Annotated in this window: 9 protein-coding genes; 2 read left to right on the top strand and 7 right to left on the bottom strand. The window is 64.0% G+C overall.

Annotated elements, in window-relative coordinates:
- Positions 1-34 precede the first annotated feature (34 nt).
- Genes C7K55_RS00780 through C7K55_RS00770 form a run of 3 tightly spaced genes read right to left on the bottom strand, consistent with a single transcriptional unit; the run spans position 35 to position 9805 of the window.
- Positions 35-7414 (bottom strand): type I polyketide synthase, encoded by a 7380-nt coding sequence (locus C7K55_RS00780; protein ID WP_161956095.1) that lies wholly within the window; start codon positions 7412-7414, stop codon positions 35-37.
- Positions 7415-7439: 25 nt separating this feature from the next.
- Positions 7440-8543 carry an MGDG synthase family glycosyltransferase gene (locus C7K55_RS00775; RefSeq protein ID WP_106501496.1) on the bottom strand — a complete coding sequence of 368 codons (1104 nt, stop codon included), beginning with the start codon at positions 8541-8543 and terminating at the stop codon, positions 7440-7442.
- 2 nt (positions 8544-8545) lie between these two features.
- Complete coding sequence (locus C7K55_RS00770) at positions 8546-9805, bottom strand: MFS transporter (RefSeq protein WP_106501495.1); 1260 nt, start codon at positions 9803-9805, stop codon at positions 8546-8548.
- 156 nt (positions 9806-9961) lie between these two features.
- Between C7K55_RS00770 and C7K55_RS00765 the strand changes: the two genes are divergently transcribed.
- On the top strand, positions 9962-10402 hold the full coding sequence (locus tag C7K55_RS00765; RefSeq protein ID WP_106501494.1) for a hypothetical protein: 441 nt from the start codon (positions 9962-9964) through the stop codon (positions 10400-10402).
- Between the two features lie 45 nt (positions 10403-10447).
- Here the strand turns inward: C7K55_RS00765 and C7K55_RS00760 are convergent, their stop codons facing one another.
- Both C7K55_RS00760 and C7K55_RS00755 read right to left on the bottom strand, forming a co-directional pair.
- Positions 10448-11296 carry a carbohydrate ABC transporter permease gene (locus tag C7K55_RS00760; protein ID WP_106501493.1) on the bottom strand — a complete coding sequence of 283 codons (849 nt, stop codon included), beginning with the start codon at positions 11294-11296 and terminating at the stop codon, positions 10448-10450.
- Between the two features lie 174 nt (positions 11297-11470).
- Entirely contained in the window at positions 11471-13114 is a 1644-nt protein-coding gene (locus tag C7K55_RS00755; protein ID WP_106501492.1) for a 2-isopropylmalate synthase, read from the bottom strand.
- A gap of 86 nt (positions 13115-13200) precedes the next feature.
- On the opposite strand from C7K55_RS00755, the gene C7K55_RS00750 reads away from it, so the two are divergent.
- Positions 13201-14775, top strand: coding sequence for a glycoside hydrolase family 57 protein (locus C7K55_RS00750; protein WP_106501491.1), 1575 nt, complete (start codon positions 13201-13203; stop codon positions 14773-14775).
- Between the two features lie 8 nt (positions 14776-14783).
- On the opposite strand, the gene crtL is transcribed toward C7K55_RS00750, so the two are convergent.
- On the bottom strand, positions 14784-16061 hold the full coding sequence (gene crtL / locus C7K55_RS00745) for a lycopene beta cyclase (protein ID WP_106501705.1): 1278 nt from the start codon (positions 16059-16061) through the stop codon (positions 14784-14786).
- A 43-nt stretch (positions 16062-16104) separates the two neighbouring features.
- Positions 16105-18801: a DNA gyrase subunit A gene (gene gyrA / locus C7K55_RS00740; RefSeq protein WP_106501490.1), complete on the bottom strand. Its 2697-nt coding sequence runs from the start codon at positions 18799-18801 to the stop codon at positions 16105-16107.
- Between the last annotated feature and the right edge of the window lie 18 nt (positions 18802-18819).

Below are 18819 nucleotides of genomic sequence, written 5' to 3'. Positions count from 1 at the left end.
AACTGATCACTGAGAACTGATCACAGAGAAATAATCACAGAGCTGCGGCTCCGGTGATCAGGCTGCGGGCATAGGGGCCGATCAGTTCCTCGAAGCCCGGGCAGCGCACGCCATGGGCCGCCAGGGACGCCACGGTGGCCAGGCAGCTGGGCCGGGCCCGCACCCCGGCCTGATTGAGCTCGGGGTAGGTGAGCTGCTCGTCGCCCCAGCGCCGCACGAAGAAGGCGCGAATGCCGTGCAGGGGGTTGGCCGGATCAGCATCGATCGCCTCCAGCCAGCGCTCCATCGACACCAGCTCCAGCGGTGCCCCCCGCTCGATCAGGTTGCCAAGCAGATCGGCGAGCAGCATCGGCTGGGGGTGTTGCAAGTGCACGTTGCGGCCCACCGCTTCCGCCGTCCAGGCCAGAGCCGTAACCGCATCGGCCACGTAGTCCACCGGCACCAGATCCAGCTCCCATGGCAGATCGGGCGCCATACCCAGAGCTAGGCAACCCCGCAGCAGCCGGTGCAGCAGGTCGTCCTGGTGCCAAGCGCCTGTCTGGGAATGGCCACCAATTAGCGGCGGGCGATACACCGTGACCGGCAACCCGGCAGCCCCAGCGGCCAGAACCAGCCGCTCACTCACCCATTTGGTTTGGGAGTAGCCCACATGGATGCCGCGCCACTCCGACACGTCGTCACTTTCCAGCACCGCCCGGTTGCGGTAGGCGGCCGCCTCAAAGACCGCCACGCTGGAGATCAGCTGCACAGGCAGGGCCCGGACGGCGGCCGGATGCACCGCCAGGTCGAGCACCGTCTTGGTGCCGCCCACATTGGCCGCCTCCAGTTGGCTGTAGGGGGCCATCTGGCTGAGCTGGGCACCGTTGTGCAGGATGCCCCCTAGGCCTTGAGCCAGCTCAGCAAAGCCATCCTCCGAGAGACCGAAGCGGGGCTGGGCCAGATCGCCGGGCACTGCTACCAGACGTTCGCTCCAGCTGTCCTGCCAGAGTCCGTAGTGATCGAGGTTGGCGCGAATCCGCGTCAGCCCCTGGGAGGGATCGCTGGCCCGCACCAGACACCGCACCCGCACTTGATCCCAGCGCTGCAGCTGGCCCGCCAGCAGGTAAGCCCCCAGGAAGCCGGAAGCGCCCGTAACCAAAATCGCCTCCCTGGGGCCTGCTGCTGCTGAGGAGCTAGTGGTGGAGACCGCTGGCAAGCTCCAGTGAGATGCCAACTGGGCTTCCCGGCCCAAATCCAACACCCGCTCTGCCCCAGCCTGGGGATCTACCAGAGCCTCTAGCAATACCGCCGCCAGAGCTTCGATCGTGGGATCGCCAGCGAGGGATTCAAGCTCCAACTTCACCCCCAGGTCCCGCTGGATCCCTGCAGCCAGCTCCACAGCCATGAGCGAATCAAGGCCGATGTGGAACAGGGAATCACCGGAATCAAGACTGCGCCCATCCTCCAGCCCCATCACAATCGCCAAGCGCTGTTGCAGCAGCGCAACCACCAGCGCCGAGCGCTGGTCAGAGTCGGCCTCGGCGAGCTGGCGGCGCAGGATCTCACCCTCGCCCCCTTGACCGCCGCGGCCGTCAACATCAAGCAGCGGTTGCAGCATGGACGCCTGACGGTTACCTAGCTGGGCTGCCAGCTTGGGCCAGTCATTGTTGAGCACGGCTACGCAACCAGACCTGCCCCGCTCCAACAGCAATCCCAAGGCCCCAAATGCCTGGGGAGGTGGAAGCAGGCCAACCCCCAGGGCGGCAAAGCGGCGCTCAAGCCCCTCTGCCATGCCGGCACCGCCCCAAGGCCCCCACTGCACCGAGAGCAGAGGCCAGTCGTTTGCAGCTGCAGCCAAGCCATCGAGAGCGCCATTTGCCGTGGCATAGCTGGTTTGCCCGGGGGATCCGAGCAAAGCGGCCATCGATGAAAAGGCCACACCAAACTCGGGCTGGCAGTTGGCCAGCCGGCAGGCCAACTCCAGCCGCTGCCAGCCAGCCAATTTGGGCGCAATCACCTCGGCCTGGCGGGCGGGGGTCTGCCCCTCCAGAAGACCGTCATCCAAATGACCGGCGGCATGGAATAGGCCAGCCAAAGGTTGGCCCCGCAGAGCCTCGGCTAACCGCTCTACCGGATCTGCAGCCAGATCGAAGGCGATCACTTCGCAGCCAACCCCTTGGGCCTGCAAGCGCTCCACCAAAATGGGGTCGGGTCTGCGTCCTAAGAGCACCAGGGAACGAGCACCTTGCTCAGCCAACCAGATACAGAGCTGCTGGCCGATCCCACCGAAGGCCCCCGTCACTAAATAACAAGCCTCTGGGCGGATCGTCCAGGCCGCCGGACGCTCCGGCTGGATGATCACCACCTTGCCCACATGCCGGGCCTGGGCCATCAGCCGGAAAGCCTCCACGCCGCGCTCGATCGGAAACGCCTGCAGCGGGATGGGGGCGTAGTGGCCGGCCTCAAGATCGGCCAGCAGCTCCAGCAATAAGCCGCGCACAAGGCCGGGGTCGGCAGCGGCCACCTCCAGCAGATCGAAGGGCAGGTAACTGCTATCGGGCCGGCGGCGGAGTGCCTCCTCCCGACTCCAAATCTCAATTTTGCCAAGCTCCACAAAACGGCCGCCGTCAGCCAGAGCAGCAAAACTTGCCTCCACCCAGTCACCCTTCAGGCTGTTGAGCACCACATCCACTCCCCGACCGCCGGTGACGGCCAGCACCTGCTCGGCAAAGTCGAGGCTGCGGGAATCAAACACAGCCTCAACCCCCTGCTGCAGCAGACCCGCCTGCTTAGCCGCACTGGCGGTAGCGAACACCCGCGCACCGCAGCGTCGGGCCACCTGCAGGGCCGCCTGACCAACCCCCCCCGCGGCCGCATGGATCAGCACAGTGTCGCCAGGGAGCAGCTGGGCCAGGGTCTGGAGGCCGTAGATAGCTGTGAGGAAAGCCGTGCTGACGCTCGCCCCCAGGGCCGGATCTAGCGCCGGTGGCAGTGGCACACAAAGGGCGGCACGGCAAACAACGTGGCTAGCAAGACTGCCCACCGCCAAGGCGGCCAGCAGCCGCTCACCCACCAGCCCCGGATCCACACCAGGGCCAACGGCCACCACCCGACCCACACATTCGCCGCCATAGGGCATGCGGGCATCAGCATCCATGCCAAGTTCACGGCTGTAGCCCACCAGCAGTCCCAGAGCGTTCAACACATCGCGGAAATTGAGGCCCGTGGCCTCCACCGCCAGTTCCAGTTCCCCGGGGCCAGGCGACCGCCTCTCCAGGGGCACTGCCCGCAGCGTCTCCAGGCTGCCCAACGAACCGCTTTCCAAGAGGAAGGGCGCATCGGCCAGGGGCTTAAGACGCTGCACCCAGGCCCTGCCATCACGCCAGGCCAGCAAAGGTTCGCGCTCACCTAGCGCAAACAGGGCTGACCAATCGCCAGCAGCTGGCGGGCTGCCTTCTTGAATAAGAAGCACTGTCCAACCCAGGGCGGGCTGTTCAAGCGCAGCCGAACGCCCAAACGCTGCCAAGCCGGCAGCGAGAGGCCCCTCTCCCTGCAGCACAAGCCAAACAGGCCTGGGCGGGACGGCTGCCAGCTGCTGGGCCCAAAGCAGCATTTGGGCTGCCAACGCCTCCAACTCACAGGCAGGCTTAGTGAGATCGGGCCAGAGCAAAAGCGGCCCTACTCCTGGGGGGATCACCTCGCCTTCAGCAAGTCTCAGCGGTGCGGGGCCTAACAGCGGCTGTGAATTGAAGTTCGTTGCCTCCTGCCAGTTTGTTTCCAGCAACCAGTTCTGCGCGCCTGGCTTAGGGTTAACTTCCGGCAGGGGAAACAACCACTCCATAGCCTGCCTAGGCAGGCGCCGCAGCCTGAAGCCCCGAATCCAGCCCAAGGGAGCGCCGCCCTCATGGAGCACTAGGTCAGCGAGAACGAAGGCCGGCTCCTGACTCGGCTGAAGCCGCACCTGACATTGCAAACGATCAGGTAGGGGCAAGGCCGCCAGCCAAAGCTGCTCCAGCCCCACGGGGAGAAGCAGCTGGCCTTCCCGGGCCGCTGGATCCAGGAGCACAGCCACAGCCTGGAAACAACTGTCGAGTAGCCCCCGGTCCTGGCCCCTCTCCGGTCGCTCCAGCTCAGCCCAGGCTTGACCTTCCGCGAGCTTGAGTTGCCGCAGGCCGCGATAAGTAGGGCCGTACTCCAGACCCACCTGCGCCAAAGTTTCGTAGAAGCTATCAGGCTCCACCTGCTGCACCGAGTCCGGCGCCGGCGACAGGGCAAATGGCGGCTCTACCGGCAAGTCCCCAGCTAGGGACATTTCGCCATGACGCTGCCAGGGGGAGAGCACGGCAGCATCGGGCCGGCTGTAGAAAGTCAGTCCATCAGTGCACCAATGGCCCTGGAGCCAGGCCGCTGAACCTGGAGCAACCAACTTCAGCGGCTGATCCAGTTTCATCGAACCCAGCTTCAGGGGCTGCTCGGCCTGGTCCAGTAACGCCAGTCCCGCCAAAATGAACCCCGCGGCCGGAAACACCGCTTGAGTGCGAATCCGGTGGTCGCTTAGGTCGGTTCCCTCACTACATAAACGCGTCTGGTGCACCTCCGTTTCGCCAGGCAGATCGATCCGAGTGAACCTCTCAGCAGCAGAACGCGAACCACTGGAAGATGAACTATCCACTCCAGGCTGGAAAACAGGGGCTTGAGGCGTGCTGTTTAGAGCCGTGATCCCCAAATGGTTCAGCCAGAAGCCACCTGGGGCTTGGGACTCTCCCTCGCGGCTCCACCAATGGCGCTGCCTCTCGAAGGGGTAGCCGGGCAGGGTGATGCGAAGGGCAGGGAAGGGGCGATGGAATCCGGCCCAGTCAATGCCGTAGCCACCGCGCCAGAGGCCACCGAGGCTCGTAAAAAGCACCTGCCAGTCAGACTTTCCCTGCTCCAGGGAAGGCCAGTGAGTGAGGGATTGATCCTGAGTGCATTGACGCGCCATGCCAATGAGCGTGGGGCGAGCACCGATCTCAAGAAACACCTGGGCACCTTGTGAGACAAGGGTGTCAATACCTTTGGCAAATTGCACAGGGCTGAGTATTTGGTCACACCAGTAGTCCGGCTGGGCAATCTCCGCGCCAGCTAGCAAACCAGTGAGGTTGCTCACCAGCGGCTTACTGGGGGGCGCAAAGCTGAGCTGGCGCAGTTCGAGCTCGAAGGCCTCAAGCATCGGAGCCATTGCCCGGGTATGAAAGGCATGGGAAACAGACAGCTGGCGCGCGTTGCAGCCAACTGCATCAGCATCCGCCAGCAGCTGCCGCAAGGCAGCGCTGGGTCCAGCCACCACCGTGTTTACCGGGCCGTTGTAAGCCGCCACCACCAACTCTGGGTGGCGCGCTAGCAAGGCTTGGACCTGGTCAAGCGGAGCCAGCAAAGCCACCATCCCGCCCGCTGTAGGCAAAGCCTGCATTAGTCGGCCACGAGCAGACACCAGGCGACAGGCATCCTCCAGCGAAAAAACACCAGCCAAGTGAGCGGCGAGGACCTCGCCAATGCTGTGACCCATCAGCAGATCAGGTCGCACTCCCCAGCTTTGCCAGAGCTGGCTGAGGGCATAGCCCACCGCAAACAGAGCTGGCTGGGTAACTCCGGTCTGATTAAGCAGGGCCGCAGCCTCGGCCTCATCCCCATCCCGGGGCGTCAAAAACTCGCGCAGGGGTTTATCTAGCTGTGGATCCAGCAGAACCGCAACCCTTTCAAAAGCCTCAAGAAAAGTGGGATGGGCCAGCAGCTCTTGGCCCATGCCAAGGGCCTGAGAACCCTGTCCAGTAAATAGCCAAGCCAGCTTGCCAAGGCGTCTTGATGCGGTAGAGCAGTAGACGCCTTCAGGAAGAGGACGTCGGTCGCTTGCCAGGGATTGGAGCTGGGACACCAGATGATCCTTATCTCGAGCCAGAAAGACCGCCCGCTTTCGAAAGCAAGTGCGGCCTAGGTTTGCGGAAGCAGCCAGATCGGTGAGCTTTATGTTGGGCTTCTCCTGCAACTGCTGAACTAGCTCGAAGGCAATCCTGTTGAGAGCCTCAGGGGTGCGAGCCGAGAGGGTGATTAGCTGCAGCGGCATGCGCGCGCCAAAGCGAATAGGCGCGCTCTGGCGGGGAGCATCTGCCAGCACGACGTGGGCATTGGTTCCACCGAAACCGAAGGAACTAACCCCCACCACCAAGGCTCGATCCTGATGGGGGAACGGCTCCAGTTCGGTCTGAACCTGTAACTTTAGGCCGGCAAAATCAATGGAAGGATTTGGGCGGAGGCAATGCAAGCTGGGGGGTAGTTGTCGCTTAGCTACGCAAAGGGCCGCCTTGATCAATCCGGTTATGCCAGCAGCGGTTTCCGAGTGGCCAAGGTTGGTTTTCACCGAACCCACGCGACAGGACTCCCCCTCAGGACGCCCTTCGCCAAGCACGGTGCCGAGAGCCCGAAGTTCAATCGGATCTCCCTGGCGCGTGCCCGTACCGTGAGCCTCGACGTACTGGGTAGCCGATGGGTCAATGCCTGCCTTGGCAAAGGCCGCGCGCACGCAGGCGATCTGGGCCCGAGCATTGGGAGCAACCATGCCATTGCTGCGGCCATCAGAATTGACAGCTGAGCCATGGATCACCGCGTAGATCGAATCTCCTTCTGATTCGGCAGCGGCTAGGGGCTTGAGCAGCACCGCCCCGGCTCCCTCCGAACGCACATATCCGTCAGCACTGGCATCAAAACTCTTGCAACGCCCATCCGGCGCCAGCAGGCCGGCCTTGCAAAAGCTCATCTGAATGCCGGGGTGTATCAACGCCTGCACACCACCGGCGAGGGCAGCCTCGGATTCGCCCCGCCAGATGCTTTCGCAGGCCAAGTGCACCGCCACCAGGGAGGAGGAGCAAGCGGTGTCGACAGTGAAGCTAGGGCCCTTGAAATCAAAGAAATAGGAGAGCCGGTTTGCAGCAATGCAGCCTGTGTTACCTGGCAACACGAATGGCTCGTTGTCGGGAGTAACGAAGCGCTCCCGCGAAGCCCAAAGCAAGGAGCTGTAGTCGGCGCTGGATATGCCCATAAACACCCCCACCGCCGTGCCGCGCACATGCTCGAGGGGCTTGCCTGCATCCTCGAGGGCCCGCCAAGCCACTTCAAGCAAAAGTCTCTGCTGGGGATCCATACAGACCGCTTCCCTGGGCGTAATGCCGAAAAAGGCCGCATCGAACTGATCGATGCCCTCTACAAAACCGCCGTGGCGCACATGCTGAGTGAGCGGATGGCCAGGGTCAGGGTTGTAGTGGAGATCCAAGTTCCAGCGGTCGGGGGGCACCTCTGTGATCGCCTCACGACCTTCCCTTAGAAATCGCCAAAAACTTTCAGGTGAATTGATACCCGCCGGAAGCCGGCATCCCATGCCCACGATTGCAATCGGCTCTGGCATTGGGTTTATCGGATGCATCCCAACGTTACTCAAGGGCTAAGCGCTCGAGGATTGTGCTCGGATCGGCCGTCAGGAGGTGCTGCTGATAGCGATGCCGTAGGGCCAAATACGCAGGTGGATTGGTCAGCCATTGGTGCACCAAGGATGACAGCTCTACAGGCCGTCTAATGGCAGACTCCAATTCTCGGGCATGAAAATACCGGGGGGCTATCAATTCCTGAGGCATGGTTGTGCCGTAATGGTTGAACACCAGTGGGCATCCCATAAACAGAGCCTCAGTGGCAGTCCGGGCACCTGGGCGGCTAACCATGGCCCAGGCGCGACGATAAAGATCAGCCATCGCATCCGGTCCCTGATAGTCGAGCACCTGAACGGCCAGCGCTGGGTGCCGATCTACCCAGGCCTGCACTTCCTCCCGCACAATCTGTCGTCGGCCGCATAGGGCCGCCACCGTCAGCTGACCAGCAAACGGCAGTAGCTGCTCCAGCAGGGGGATGTGGTTATTTGCGCCATTTGAGCCGGTGCCGAGCACCAACAGGGGTAGGCCTTCAACAGCAGCAGGCGCCGGCCCACCATCGTGATAGTCCGGGTAAAGGAGGGGCCCAAGCAGCTCCACTGGAACCCCTGGACGTCGTCGTCGCACTTCCCTGACCACCTCGTATGTAAGGGCCCAGAACAGGTCGGTTCTGCGACTGAGCCAGTTGCGGCTAAAGCCAAAACCGCCGTCGAGCTCAGTGCAGCAAGTGATGCAACGAAGCTGGTTACCCAAAACCCTTTTAGCCAAATCGAAATGGCCACGATTGGTGTGAGGGTGGGTGGAGATCAGCACATCCGGGCGGAAGTCCTGAAGCTCACGAATCAAGTATTGGCGCCCGAATAGAACGGTGCCTGGCTTCACCAGATCTTCCAGTTCCATAGCCCGCCAGTAGATCTGGTGCAGCCAGGGGCGTCGGCGTTGGATCCAGTTGTAGAGCTCTACGCCACCTCGATAGGTGCTACTCGAGCGCTCCAACACCTGATCGACACGCACTTCGATATTCGGGCGCTCACGCTCCAGCCATTGCCGAATTGCCTCGGCGGCCGAGTCGTGAGCAGTGCCGCCACTGGATGTATAAATCAGAACTTTCATCACTATTTATTTTCATCCAGGTGAAGGCGCCCGAGGGGACGCCAGAGCCGCCAAAGAGGAATCAGCAAAACCCAGCCAAGCAGGCCGATCGCCATCGCCGTCGGGCGCCCCGGGCCGCGGCCAAGGGCGTCCAGCAGCCAAGCGGGCCAGTAGCCCCCCCGGATCAGCGGGGCTATCACCCTATCGGCCAGCAAACTCATCCCCAGCAGAGCTACTAGACGGGAGATCCACTCCAGGCCGTAACGGCCGACAAACAGCCGCGGCTGTAAAGCCAACGGCACCCAGCACAACCAAAGACTCTGGAGGGCGCCTAGAGCAACCGGAACCGCAGCAGCAAATAGGCCCACGGCCAAAAACCACACCCCCTGCCACTGCTGAAAGCACACCAGCCCAGCCCCGGTCAGCAGCACCGCCTGGAGCAGCAACACGATGCGCAGCCAGTCCAGCCAATGGCAGCGAGGCACCCGGGCCCATAGCCAGAGCCCACCGGCATAGCCCAATCCGGCCAGGGCCAGAGCCAGGATCAGACGCTGGGAGCCGCTTGCCGCCACCACCCAGGCGGGGAAAGCGATCTCAATGGCAGCAAACACGCCTACCACCACGCTGTTGATCTGCAACAGGGGGCGCCAGCGCCGATTGCTCCACAACCTGCTCAAGGCATGGCGCACCCCTAGCTGATAGGAAGCCTCATGACCAGCAGCCTTAGTGAGTGGGGCTGACAACGACTGCGGCCAGGCCACCAGAAGCGTGCAGGCCGCAGCAATAAGTGACGTAAGGCTGTCAGTGACGAGTACACCCGGCAACCCGGCCGTCGCCGCCAGCACAGCGCCGAGTAGGGGGGCTGCCATCACCACAGCTCCATCCGATCCAGCGAAGAGCCCGCTGGCCGCTCCCAGCTGCTCTGTAGACACAAATCTGGCCAGTTGGCTGGACCAGGTCACCACCAGAGCCGCCTCTGCTGCTGCTGCCAGCCCAATGCAAAGCAACACCGGTGACAGGGTGGCTGGACGCATCATCAAGGTGAAGGCCAGGCCCAAAGTGCAGGTGCTGCCGAGGCCGTTAGCGGCAAGCATCACCCGTCGCGGCGGCCAACGATCCAGTTGACGGCCCATTAGCGAAAGGGATGCCAACTTGGCCAACTGCACCACAACCGCCACCGCAGCAAAGGCACTCAACTGGCCATGCTGCTGGAACAGCCACAGCCCCAAGCCGTAAAGACTCACCTGAGTGCCGAGGTTTGAGAGCAGCTGGCCCGCCCACATGACCAGAAATGGCCTTGGCAGCGACCTAAGTTTTGGGCCAGCCACCGGCACAGTCGGTTCTCCTTTTCCAATACATTCAACCTCCCATAGGAGTTCACATCCCTGACAAAAGTCCTGCTTGCCGGCAGGATCGAAGCATCCTCGGCAGCTTGCCTGATGACCCCAGCCCCTGACCAGGCCGCGATCAGCACCGAAGCCAGCCCCAACGGCGCTTCCCTCGCCTGGGTGCCCTGGCTGCAGGCCGGCGTCACGGCAATGCTGGTGGTGCTCTTTTTGGTGATCGTGGTTAAGTCCCGCCAGCAGAACGACACCATCCGCCAGTTGCAGGAGCGGGTGCAGGGGTTGGAGAACAGCCGGGCCCTTGATCGCACCACTGGCCTGGAACAGCAGCTGCGCTCCACGGTGGAGCGGCTGCAGGCGGTGGAGCGCAACGGCACCCGCATCGATGGGCTGAGCCGCGAAACCGCCAACCTGCGGGCCGAGCTCAGCAAGTTGCGCGCAGCCCGCCCCAGCAAAGCGGCTCCCCCGAAAACCGATGAGCTGCCTTTGGGAGTGCCGCCTCTTCCGCCTGTGCGCCCCCCTGCAACTGCTAACTGATCAACCAGAGGATCTTTTCACTGGTTTTCAACCTTGGACTGGTTTTCAACCTTTGACTGCATCGCCGGCGGCGCTGGGCAGGATGTAGCGCTGCAGGCCGATAAACACCACCAACACCGGCAGGATCGAAATCACTGCTCCGGCTGCCACCAGGCGCCAGTCGAGTGAAAAGCTGCTGGCCAACTGCTGCAGCCCAAGGGGCAGGGTGTAGAGCTCGGGTTCATCGAGGATCACCAGGGGCCAGAGAAAATCGCTCCAGGTGCCGATAAACACAAACATCGCCAGGGTGATCAGGTCGGCCCGGGCCGCCGGAATCATCACGTTCCACCACTCCCCCACCGGCGTGCAGCCATCGCAACGGGCCGCCTCCTCCAGCTCCACCGGCACCCCCAGGAAGCTCTGCCGCAGCAGGAAGATGCCAAAGGCGGTGGCCGCCTGGGGAATGATCAGGGCCCAAAGGGTGTTGCGTAGGCCGATCTGCACCATCAGCAGGTAGAGCGGAATCATCACCACCTGAAAGGGGATCAAAATCGTTGCTACCACTAGGGCCAGCACTAAGCCCCGGCCGCGAAAATTCATGCGGGCCAGGGGATAGGCCGCCAGCGAGCAGAAGAGCACGTTGGCCAGCACCGCCAGGCCACTCACAATCGTGCTGTTGAGCAGGTAGGTGCCGATTGGATTGTCGGCAAAAAGGCGCCTGTAGGCCTCAAAGCTGGGCTGACTGGGCCAGAGGGCTGGCGGGCTGGTGAAAATGTCCTCCGCCGGACCCTTAAGCGAGGTGCTCACCAGCCACAGCAGCGGCACCAACATCGCCAGGGCCACCAGCAACAGCAAAATCAGCTGGGCGGCGGCACTGAGCCGTGAGCGGCGCGGTCCGGAGAGGGGCAGGCTCATGGCGGGGGGACAGAAGGGAATCAGATGACTCAGTGGGGCGGGCCGGGGCGGGGCGGGCCGGGCCGGGGAGCAAGTGTTTTGGCGCTTAGCTTAGTCTTGGCTTAGCTAATCAATAAAAACAACACATGGCCCAGGGCGTGATCCCAAGCTGAAACGCCACACCCACCCAGCTGCCTAAACCCGCGGCCGGTCGGCCAAGGGCAGGTCGCCCACTACGGGCAGTGGCGCCTTCTGGGGGTGCAGCGGCTGGTGACGCCCACCGGCCACCAGCCTATTGAGGGCGTTCACGAAGGCCTGGGCGGCGGCCACCACGATGTCAGTGTCGGCTGAGTGGCCCGAATAGAGCACACCCTCGTGGCGCAGCCGGATCGTCACATCGCCCATGGCATCGATGCCTTCGGTCACCGATTTCACCGAAAATTCGACCAGCTCATTGGGCACCTGGGCCAGCCGATTGAGCGCCTGACACACCGCATCCACCGGCCCGGTGCCGATCGCCGCCTCGCTGAGCTCGGCGCCATCTGCAGTCACCAGGGTGACGGTGGCGGTGGGCTGCAAGCCAGTGCCACAGCTCACCTGCACGCTCTTGAGGGTGAAGCTGCCGCCATCCTGCTGCTGCACCTGCTCGCTCACGATCGCCTCTAAATCGCGGTCGCTGATTTCCCGCTTGCGATCCGCCAGCTCCTTGAAGCGGGCGAAGGCATCGTCGAGGTCCTCCCGCTCGAGCGTGTAGCCCAGCTCCTCGAGCCGGGCCCGGAAGGCGCTGCGGCCGCTCAGCTTGCCAAGGGAGATGCGGTTGTCGGCCAAACCAACCGTGCGGGCATCAATGATTTCGTAGGTGAGGCGGTTTTTGAGCACGCCGTCTTGGTGGATGCCCGATTCATGGGCAAAAGCATTGGCGCCCACGATCGCCTTATTGGGCTGCACCGCCATGCCGGTGAGGTTGCTCACCAGCCGCGAGGTCTTGGTGATCTCCTCGGTGCGCACGCCCGTGAGCGGTTCGGTGCTCTCGGCTGGCCGCCCCAGGAAGGGGTTGAAGTAGCTGCGCCGCACGTGCAGGGCCATCACCAGCTCCTCGAGCGAGGCATTGCCAGCCCGCTCGCCGATGCCGTTGATCGTGCACTCCAGCTGGCGGGCGCCGTTTTTCACCGCCTCGAGGAAGTTGGCCACCGCCAGGCCCAGGTCGTTGTGGCCGTGCACCGAGATCACCGCCTGGTCGATGTTGGGCACCTGGGCATTGATACCGGCGATCAGCTCGCCGAATTCCGCCGGGGTGGCGTAGCCAACGGTGTCTGGGATGTTGATCGTGGTGGCACCGGCGCTGATCGCCGCCTCGATCACCTGATGCATGAACTCCGGATCGCTGCGGCCGGCGTCTTCGCAAGAGAATTCCACATCGTCCACCAGCGAGCGGGCGTAGGCCACCATCTCGGCGGTGATCGCCAGCACCTCAGCGCGGCTCTTGCGCAGCTTGTGCTCGAGATGGATGTCGCTGGTAGCAATAAAGGTGTGGATGCGCCGCCTAGCAGCGGGCGCCACCGCCTCAGCGCAGGCCTTGATGTCGCCGGCAGCGGCCCGAGCCAGGCCGCAGATCACCGGCCCATCGGGGGTGCCCACGGTTTCGGCAATGCGCTGCACGGCGTTGAAGTCGCCGGGGCTGGCAAAGGGGAAGCCGGCCTCGATGATGTCCACCCCCAGCCGGGCCAGCTGCTGGGCGATCGCCAGCTTCTCCTCGAGGTTCAAGCTGGCGCCAGGCGACTGCTCGCCATCGCGCAAGGTGGTATCGAAGATCAATACGCGGCCGGGATCGCGGGCCATAGGGGAGCCCCTCTAGGCGGAATGACTATGAGATAGCCCATTGTATGCGGGCACTACGCCTAGAGTGCCGCAATCGCAGGATGGTTATGGCCGCAGGCGATCTGGCCCTAGTCCTCCACGCCCATCTTCCCTACGTGCGCTCCAGCGAGCCCGGTTCGCTGGAAGAAGATTGGTATTTCCAGGCGCTCCAGGAGTGCTACCTGCCGCTAGTGGCCGTGCTGGAGGCCGCCGCCGCTGACCGGCGCCAGCGCCCCCGGCTCACCCTCGGCCTCTCGCCCACCCTGCTTTCCCTGCTGGCCGATCCCCAGCTCAATGGCCGCTTCCTGGCCTGGATCGCCGTTCGCCAGGAGCTGCTGCTGCAAGCCCCGCAAGCCCAAGGCCCAGCCGCCAGCCACCTAGCAGCTCAACTGGAAGCGGTGGTGAGCCAGTGGCGTCAGATCAAAGGGCAACTGATCCCACGCTTCCGCAGGCTGCAGCAACAGGGGGTGCTGGATCTGATCACCTGCGGTGCCACCCACGGCTACCTGCCCCTGCTGCGCCAGGTGCCGGAGGCGGTGCGGGCCCAGCTGGTCACCGCAGTGCGCGAGCACGAGCGCCTGCTGGGTGAGCGGCCCCTGGGCATCTGGCTGCCGGAATGCGCCTACTACGAAGGCCTCGACCAGCAGCTGGTGGGCTGCGGTCTGCGCTACTCGGTGCTCGATGCCCACGGGCTGCTGCACGCCCTGCCCCGCCCCCGCTATGGCGTATTCGCTCCGATCTGCTCACCGGCCGGGGCCGCCTTCTTCGGCCGCGACAGCAGCGCCACCCTGCCGGTGTGGAGCGCCCGCGAGGGCTACCCCGGCGATGGCGCCTACCGGGAATTCCACCGCGACCTGGGCTGGGATCTGCCCGATAGCGAACTAGCCAGCCATGCCATCGCCAGCCGCCGGCCCCTCGGCCTGAAGCTGCATCGGGTCACGGCCCAGGGCTGCCCCCTCGACCAGAAACAGCCCTACGAACCCGCAGTTGCGGCCGAGCGAATCGAGGAGCATGCCGCCACCTACCTGCAGGGCCGAGCCGAGGAGCTAGGCAGCCTGGCCCGCTCGATGGAGCGCCGGCCCCTACTGGTGGCTCCATTTGACGCCGAATTGTTTGGCCACTGGTGGTTTGAGGGGCCCCAGTTTCTGGCGGCCCTATTCCGCCAGGCCGATGGGGCCGGCGTGCGGCTGGTGACCCTGCGGGAGGCCCTCGGCGGCAGCGACCCCCTGCAGGTGTGCCGCCCCTCCCCCAGCAGCTGGGGCCAGGGGGGCTATCACGACTACTGGCTCAACGAGACCAACGCCTGGGTGGTGGCCGAGTGGCAGCGGGCCTCCCAGGCCATGGTGGCTCGGGTGCAGCGCGGCGTTGGCAGCCCAGCCCAGCGCGACCTGCTCACCCAGGCGGGCCGGGAGCTGCTGCTGGCCCAAAGCTCTGATTGGAGCTTCATCCTGAGGGCGGGCACCACCACCGGACTGGCCAAAGAAAGGATCGAGCGCCACCTGGATCGCTTCTGGCGCCTGCTGGATGCGATCGACAACGGCACCGAGCTACCCGCCAAATGGCTCAAAGCGATAGCCATCGAAGACGGCCTATTCCCCCTGCTCAATGCGGCCGATTGGCTGCCGGCGCCGGTTCAGTCTTAGGCACAAAGCTAGGGGGCCAGCATGCGAAGGCCCAGCTGCAACTCCCGGCCCCGCATGCCCATCAGGCCCCAACGGACGCTCCAGGGTGCCGTGGCAAATAGGGCAACCATCGCCGCCAACAGCTCGCCCAGGCTGAGCGTATTGGTCAAAAAGCCATACCACTGGGCGCTGGGCAGGGAAAAGAAGCTGGTGAAGTGACTGCGCAGCTGGGGCTCCGAGAAGCGCATCAATTTCTCCAGCCCAAATTGGTAGAGGGCGTGTTTACGGCGTAGCTCCGGGGGCCAGAGCGCCTGCCAGCCAGCTGCGGCCAGCTGCAGCGAGTCGGCGGCCGGTTCAGCCCGCAGCCGCGCCGCCACCGCCGCCGCCAGCACCGGCGCCCGGCGCAGCAGCGCCCCCAACATGTAGCCGGAGGCCGGATGCACCATCGCCGCAGCCCCACCAAAGGCCAGCACGGGCTGATCCAAATCCGGTAGCGGCAGGTTCATCGGAAACAGGCAAAACTCCTCGTGCTCCACCTGCTCGATCGCCACACCGCGATGGGCCAACCGCCGCTCGAGGCGCTGCTTGAGCTTGGCGTAGGGCACCGGCGGCGCCAGGGCCAGGGAGGTCTCCTCCACAAAAAACCTTCCCTGCCCCAGATCCATCGCGTAGAGAAAAGTAGGGGGCTCCTGCCGCTCCGCTTCGCTGAGGTGATCGGCGCGATAATCCATCAGCACGAATTGCCCCGACTGCACCGGCGGCGCCGTGAAGCGTCCCACCACGCCGTAGGCAGCCTGGCCCGCCACCGGCCCCCGCTCAGGCCGCTGCACAAACACCGCCTTGTGGCCGCTGGCATCCACCACCAGCCGCGCCTCGATCACCGCAAGATCGGCAGCACGAGCAGGGGCATAGCGCACCTGGCTGCGGCCACTCCCATGGCTCAGCTCCTGTGCCTGCCCGCGCAGCCACTGCACGCCGGCGGCCTCACAACGCTCCAGCCAGAACTTCTGCAAGCGCGTTTTGTCGAACAGGCCGTAGTCGCGGCCGTGGCGCGTGGGGCTGTCGGCTGGATCGGCAGGGTCGCTGCTGCCGGAGCCGAAGTAACTGCAGGTGTCGCTCCAGCGGTGCTCCAGCAGGTGGCCCAGGCCGAGGGCATCCACCTCGTCTCCCCAGATCCCGTAGGTGTTGGGCCAGAGTTCGCGAGGATCAGTCGCCGCCAGCACTGCCACCGCCAGCCCCTGCTCCGCCAGCTCAGCGGCGATGGCCAGGGCCGCCGGGCCTGCGCCCACCACCAGCACATCAATCAAGCCCACTGCAACAGACCCTGGGTCCGAAGCGGCAGCCACCGAATCAGGCCTCAGTGCTTGGGTTCTCCTCTTCTACTGAATCTTCTGTCAGTAAATCCTCTTCTACTAAATCCTCTTCTATTAATGCAGCCTCTTCTGTTAATAAAGCCTCTTCAACAATTGCAGACTCCTCCTCCTCAGCAGCCGGTGGCACCAGCACCACTTCGCTGAGTCGATCGCGGGCATCAAGCTTCTGCAAGCGTACGCCCGTAGCCGCCCGCGACTGCTGCGGCACCGCATCGGCCTGGGTGCGAACAATCACCCCCTTCTCGCTCACCAGCAGCAGCTCCTCGCCAGCCCCGAGCACCTTGAGGCCCACCAGCACATCACTCTTATTGCGGAACTTGATCGCCCGCAGGCCCATGCCGGCGCGCTTCTGCAGGCGGAACTGATCCACCGGCACCCGCTTACCCAGGCCGCTGGCACTGGCCACCAGCACCCAAGGACCCTCGCTCGGCGCCACCTCCTCACTTTCATCGTCTTCGGCGCTGGCCGAGCTCGCCACCCGATCGGCGAGCTCAGCGGGCAGCACATCCATGCTCACCAGCTGGTCGCCGGGGCGCAGGTTCATGGCCCGCACGCCGCGGGCGGTGCGGCCCAGGGGCCGCAACTCCTCGTCGTTGAGACGGAAGTGGATGGTCATGCCGTTGCGCGAGCCGATCAGGATGCTGTCGCCGGGCAGGGCCAAGCGCACCCAGGTGAGGGCATCCCCCTCCACCAGATCGATGGCGATCAAGCCATTGGAGCGGATGTTGGCAAAGGCCGATAGACGGGTGCGCTTAATCGTGCCGCCACTGGTAAGCATCACCAGCACACCGTCATCGGTGAATTCGCTCACCGCCAGCAGCGAGGTGATCTGCTCCTCGCGGGGAATCGGCAACATCTGCACAATCGGCGTGCCCTTGGCAGCGCGGCTGCAGATCGGCACCCGATAGGCCGGCACGGTGTAAACAACGCCGCGATCGGAGAACAGCAGCAGGTTGTCGTGGTCGTTGCAGCTGATGAACAGCCGCACCGCCTCCTCGCCCTGGGTCTTGGTGCCGGCCTTGCCGCGGGTGCCGCGGCTGGTGGCCTCGAATTCGCTCACCGGCATCCGCTTCAGGTAGCCGTTCTCGGTAAGCAACACCACCGAACGCTCATTAGCGATCAGGTCGATGTCTTCGAGGCCGCCCTCGAGATCGAGAATCTCAGTGCGGCGGGGGGAGTGGTAACGAGTGCGGATCGCACCGAGCTCTTCGGTGATAATCGTGAGTACGCGCTCGCGATTGGCCAGGATGTCTTTGTAGTCGGCAATCTTGGCGACTAAATCCTCATGCTCAAGGCGGATCTTGTCGGCCTCGAGGGCCGTCAAACGCCGCAGCTGCATCTGCAGGATGGCATCTGCCTGGATCTCACTGAGGCCATGGCGCTCCTGCAGCTGCAAGCGGGCCGTGGCCGCATCGGAAGCAGCCCGGATCAGGGCAATGATCGGATCGAGTTGGTCTAGGGCCAGCAGCAGGCCCAGCAAAATGTGGTCGCGCTCCTCGGCTTTGCGCAGGAAGTAGCGGGTGCGGCGCTCGATAGTCTCGATGCGGAAGTCGAGAAACACCTGCAGCATCTTGCGCAGGGTGAGCAGCACCGGCTCCGACTTCACCAACGCCAGCATGTAGGCGCTGAAGTTGTTTTGCAGCGGCGTGAGCTTGAACAGGTTGTTCAGCACCACCTGGGGGTAGGCATCACGGCGCAATTCGATAACGATCCGCATGCCATCGCGGTCGGATTCATCACGGATATCAGAGATCCCCTCCAGCTTCTTGTCGTTGACTAGCTCGGCGATCCGCTCAATCAGCGAGGCCTTGTTGGTTTGGAAGGGCAATTCGGTGATGATCACCGCATCGCGATCGGGGCGGCCCTTCACCTCCAGCGTTTCAATCGAGGCGACGCCCCGCATCGTCACTGAACCGCGGCCGCTGGTGTAGGTGTCACGAATACCGCGGCGACCCAAGATCTGGCCTCCCGTGGGGAAGTCGGGCCCCGGGATGATCGCCATCAACTGCAGATCGTCGATGTCGGGGTTGGCGATCAGCGCCAGCGTGCCGTCGATCAGCTCAGTGAGGTTGTGGGGTGGGATGTTGGTCGCCATGCCCACGGCGATGCCGGTGGAGCCGTTGAGCAGCAGCTGCGGAATCCGCGCCGGCATCACGGTGGGCTCCTGCTGGGAGCCGTCAAAGTTGTCGGCGAAATCGACCGTTTCGGCTTCGATGTCGTCGAGCAGGCTGTCGGTGGTCAGCGCCTGCAGCCGTGATTCGGTGTAACGCATGGCGGCCGGGGGGTCGCCGTCCACCGAGCCGAAGTTGCCATGCCCATTGACCAGGGGCATGCGCATGTTGAAGTCCTGGGCCATCCGCACCAGGGCGTCGTAGACGGCCGTATCGCCGTGGGGGTGGTACTTACCAAGGACCTCACCGACCACACGGGCGCATTTCCTGTAGGGCCGATCGCTGGTGAGACCCAGCTCATACATGGCGTAAAGGATGCGCCGGTGCACCGGCTTGAGGCCATCGCGGGCATCGGGCAGGGCCCGACCCACGATCACGCTCATCGCATACTCCAAATAGGAGCGCGACATCTCGTTGCGCAGATCGGTCAGGATGATTCGCGAATCACCGTTGCCGCCGGACTCCCCCGGTATGTCAGCACCGGGTCCGCTGGGGTCCGCCATGGATGACCGTCTTTAGCA

Origin of the sequence: Cyanobium usitatum str. Tous (assembly GCF_003011885.1) — a bacterium.
Lineage (GTDB): Bacteria > Cyanobacteriota > Cyanobacteriia > PCC-6307 > Cyanobiaceae > Cyanobium_A > Cyanobium_A usitatum.
Note: the sequence above shows the minus strand (reverse complement) of the source record. Positions and strands in the feature narration are given on the sequence as shown.

What these genes read in the sequence shown, in the direction of transcription:
- C7K55_RS00780 (WP_161956095.1), bottom strand. Translation starts at nt 7,414, where the DNA reads ATGCCAGAGCCGATTGCAATCGTGGGCATGGGATGCCGGCTTCCGGCG.
- C7K55_RS00775 (WP_106501496.1), bottom strand. Translation starts at nt 8,543, where the DNA reads ATGAAAGTTCTGATTTATACATCCAGTGGCGGCACTGCTCACGACTCG.
- C7K55_RS00770 (WP_106501495.1), bottom strand. Translation starts at nt 9,805, where the DNA reads ATGTGGGCGGGCCAGCTGCTCTCAAACCTCGGCACTCAGGTGAGTCTT.
- C7K55_RS00765 (WP_106501494.1), top strand. Translation starts at nt 9,962, where the DNA reads ATGACCCCAGCCCCTGACCAGGCCGCGATCAGCACCGAAGCCAGCCCC.
- C7K55_RS00760 (WP_106501493.1), bottom strand. Translation starts at nt 11,296, where the DNA reads ATGAGCCTGCCCCTCTCCGGACCGCGCCGCTCACGGCTCAGTGCCGCC.
- C7K55_RS00755 (WP_106501492.1), bottom strand. Translation starts at nt 13,114, where the DNA reads ATGGCCCGCGATCCCGGCCGCGTATTGATCTTCGATACCACCTTGCGC.
- C7K55_RS00750 (WP_106501491.1), top strand. Translation starts at nt 13,201, where the DNA reads ATGGCCGCAGGCGATCTGGCCCTAGTCCTCCACGCCCATCTTCCCTAC.
- gyrA (WP_106501490.1), bottom strand. Translation starts at nt 18,801, where the DNA reads ATGGCGGACCCCAGCGGACCCGGTGCTGACATACCGGGGGAGTCCGGC.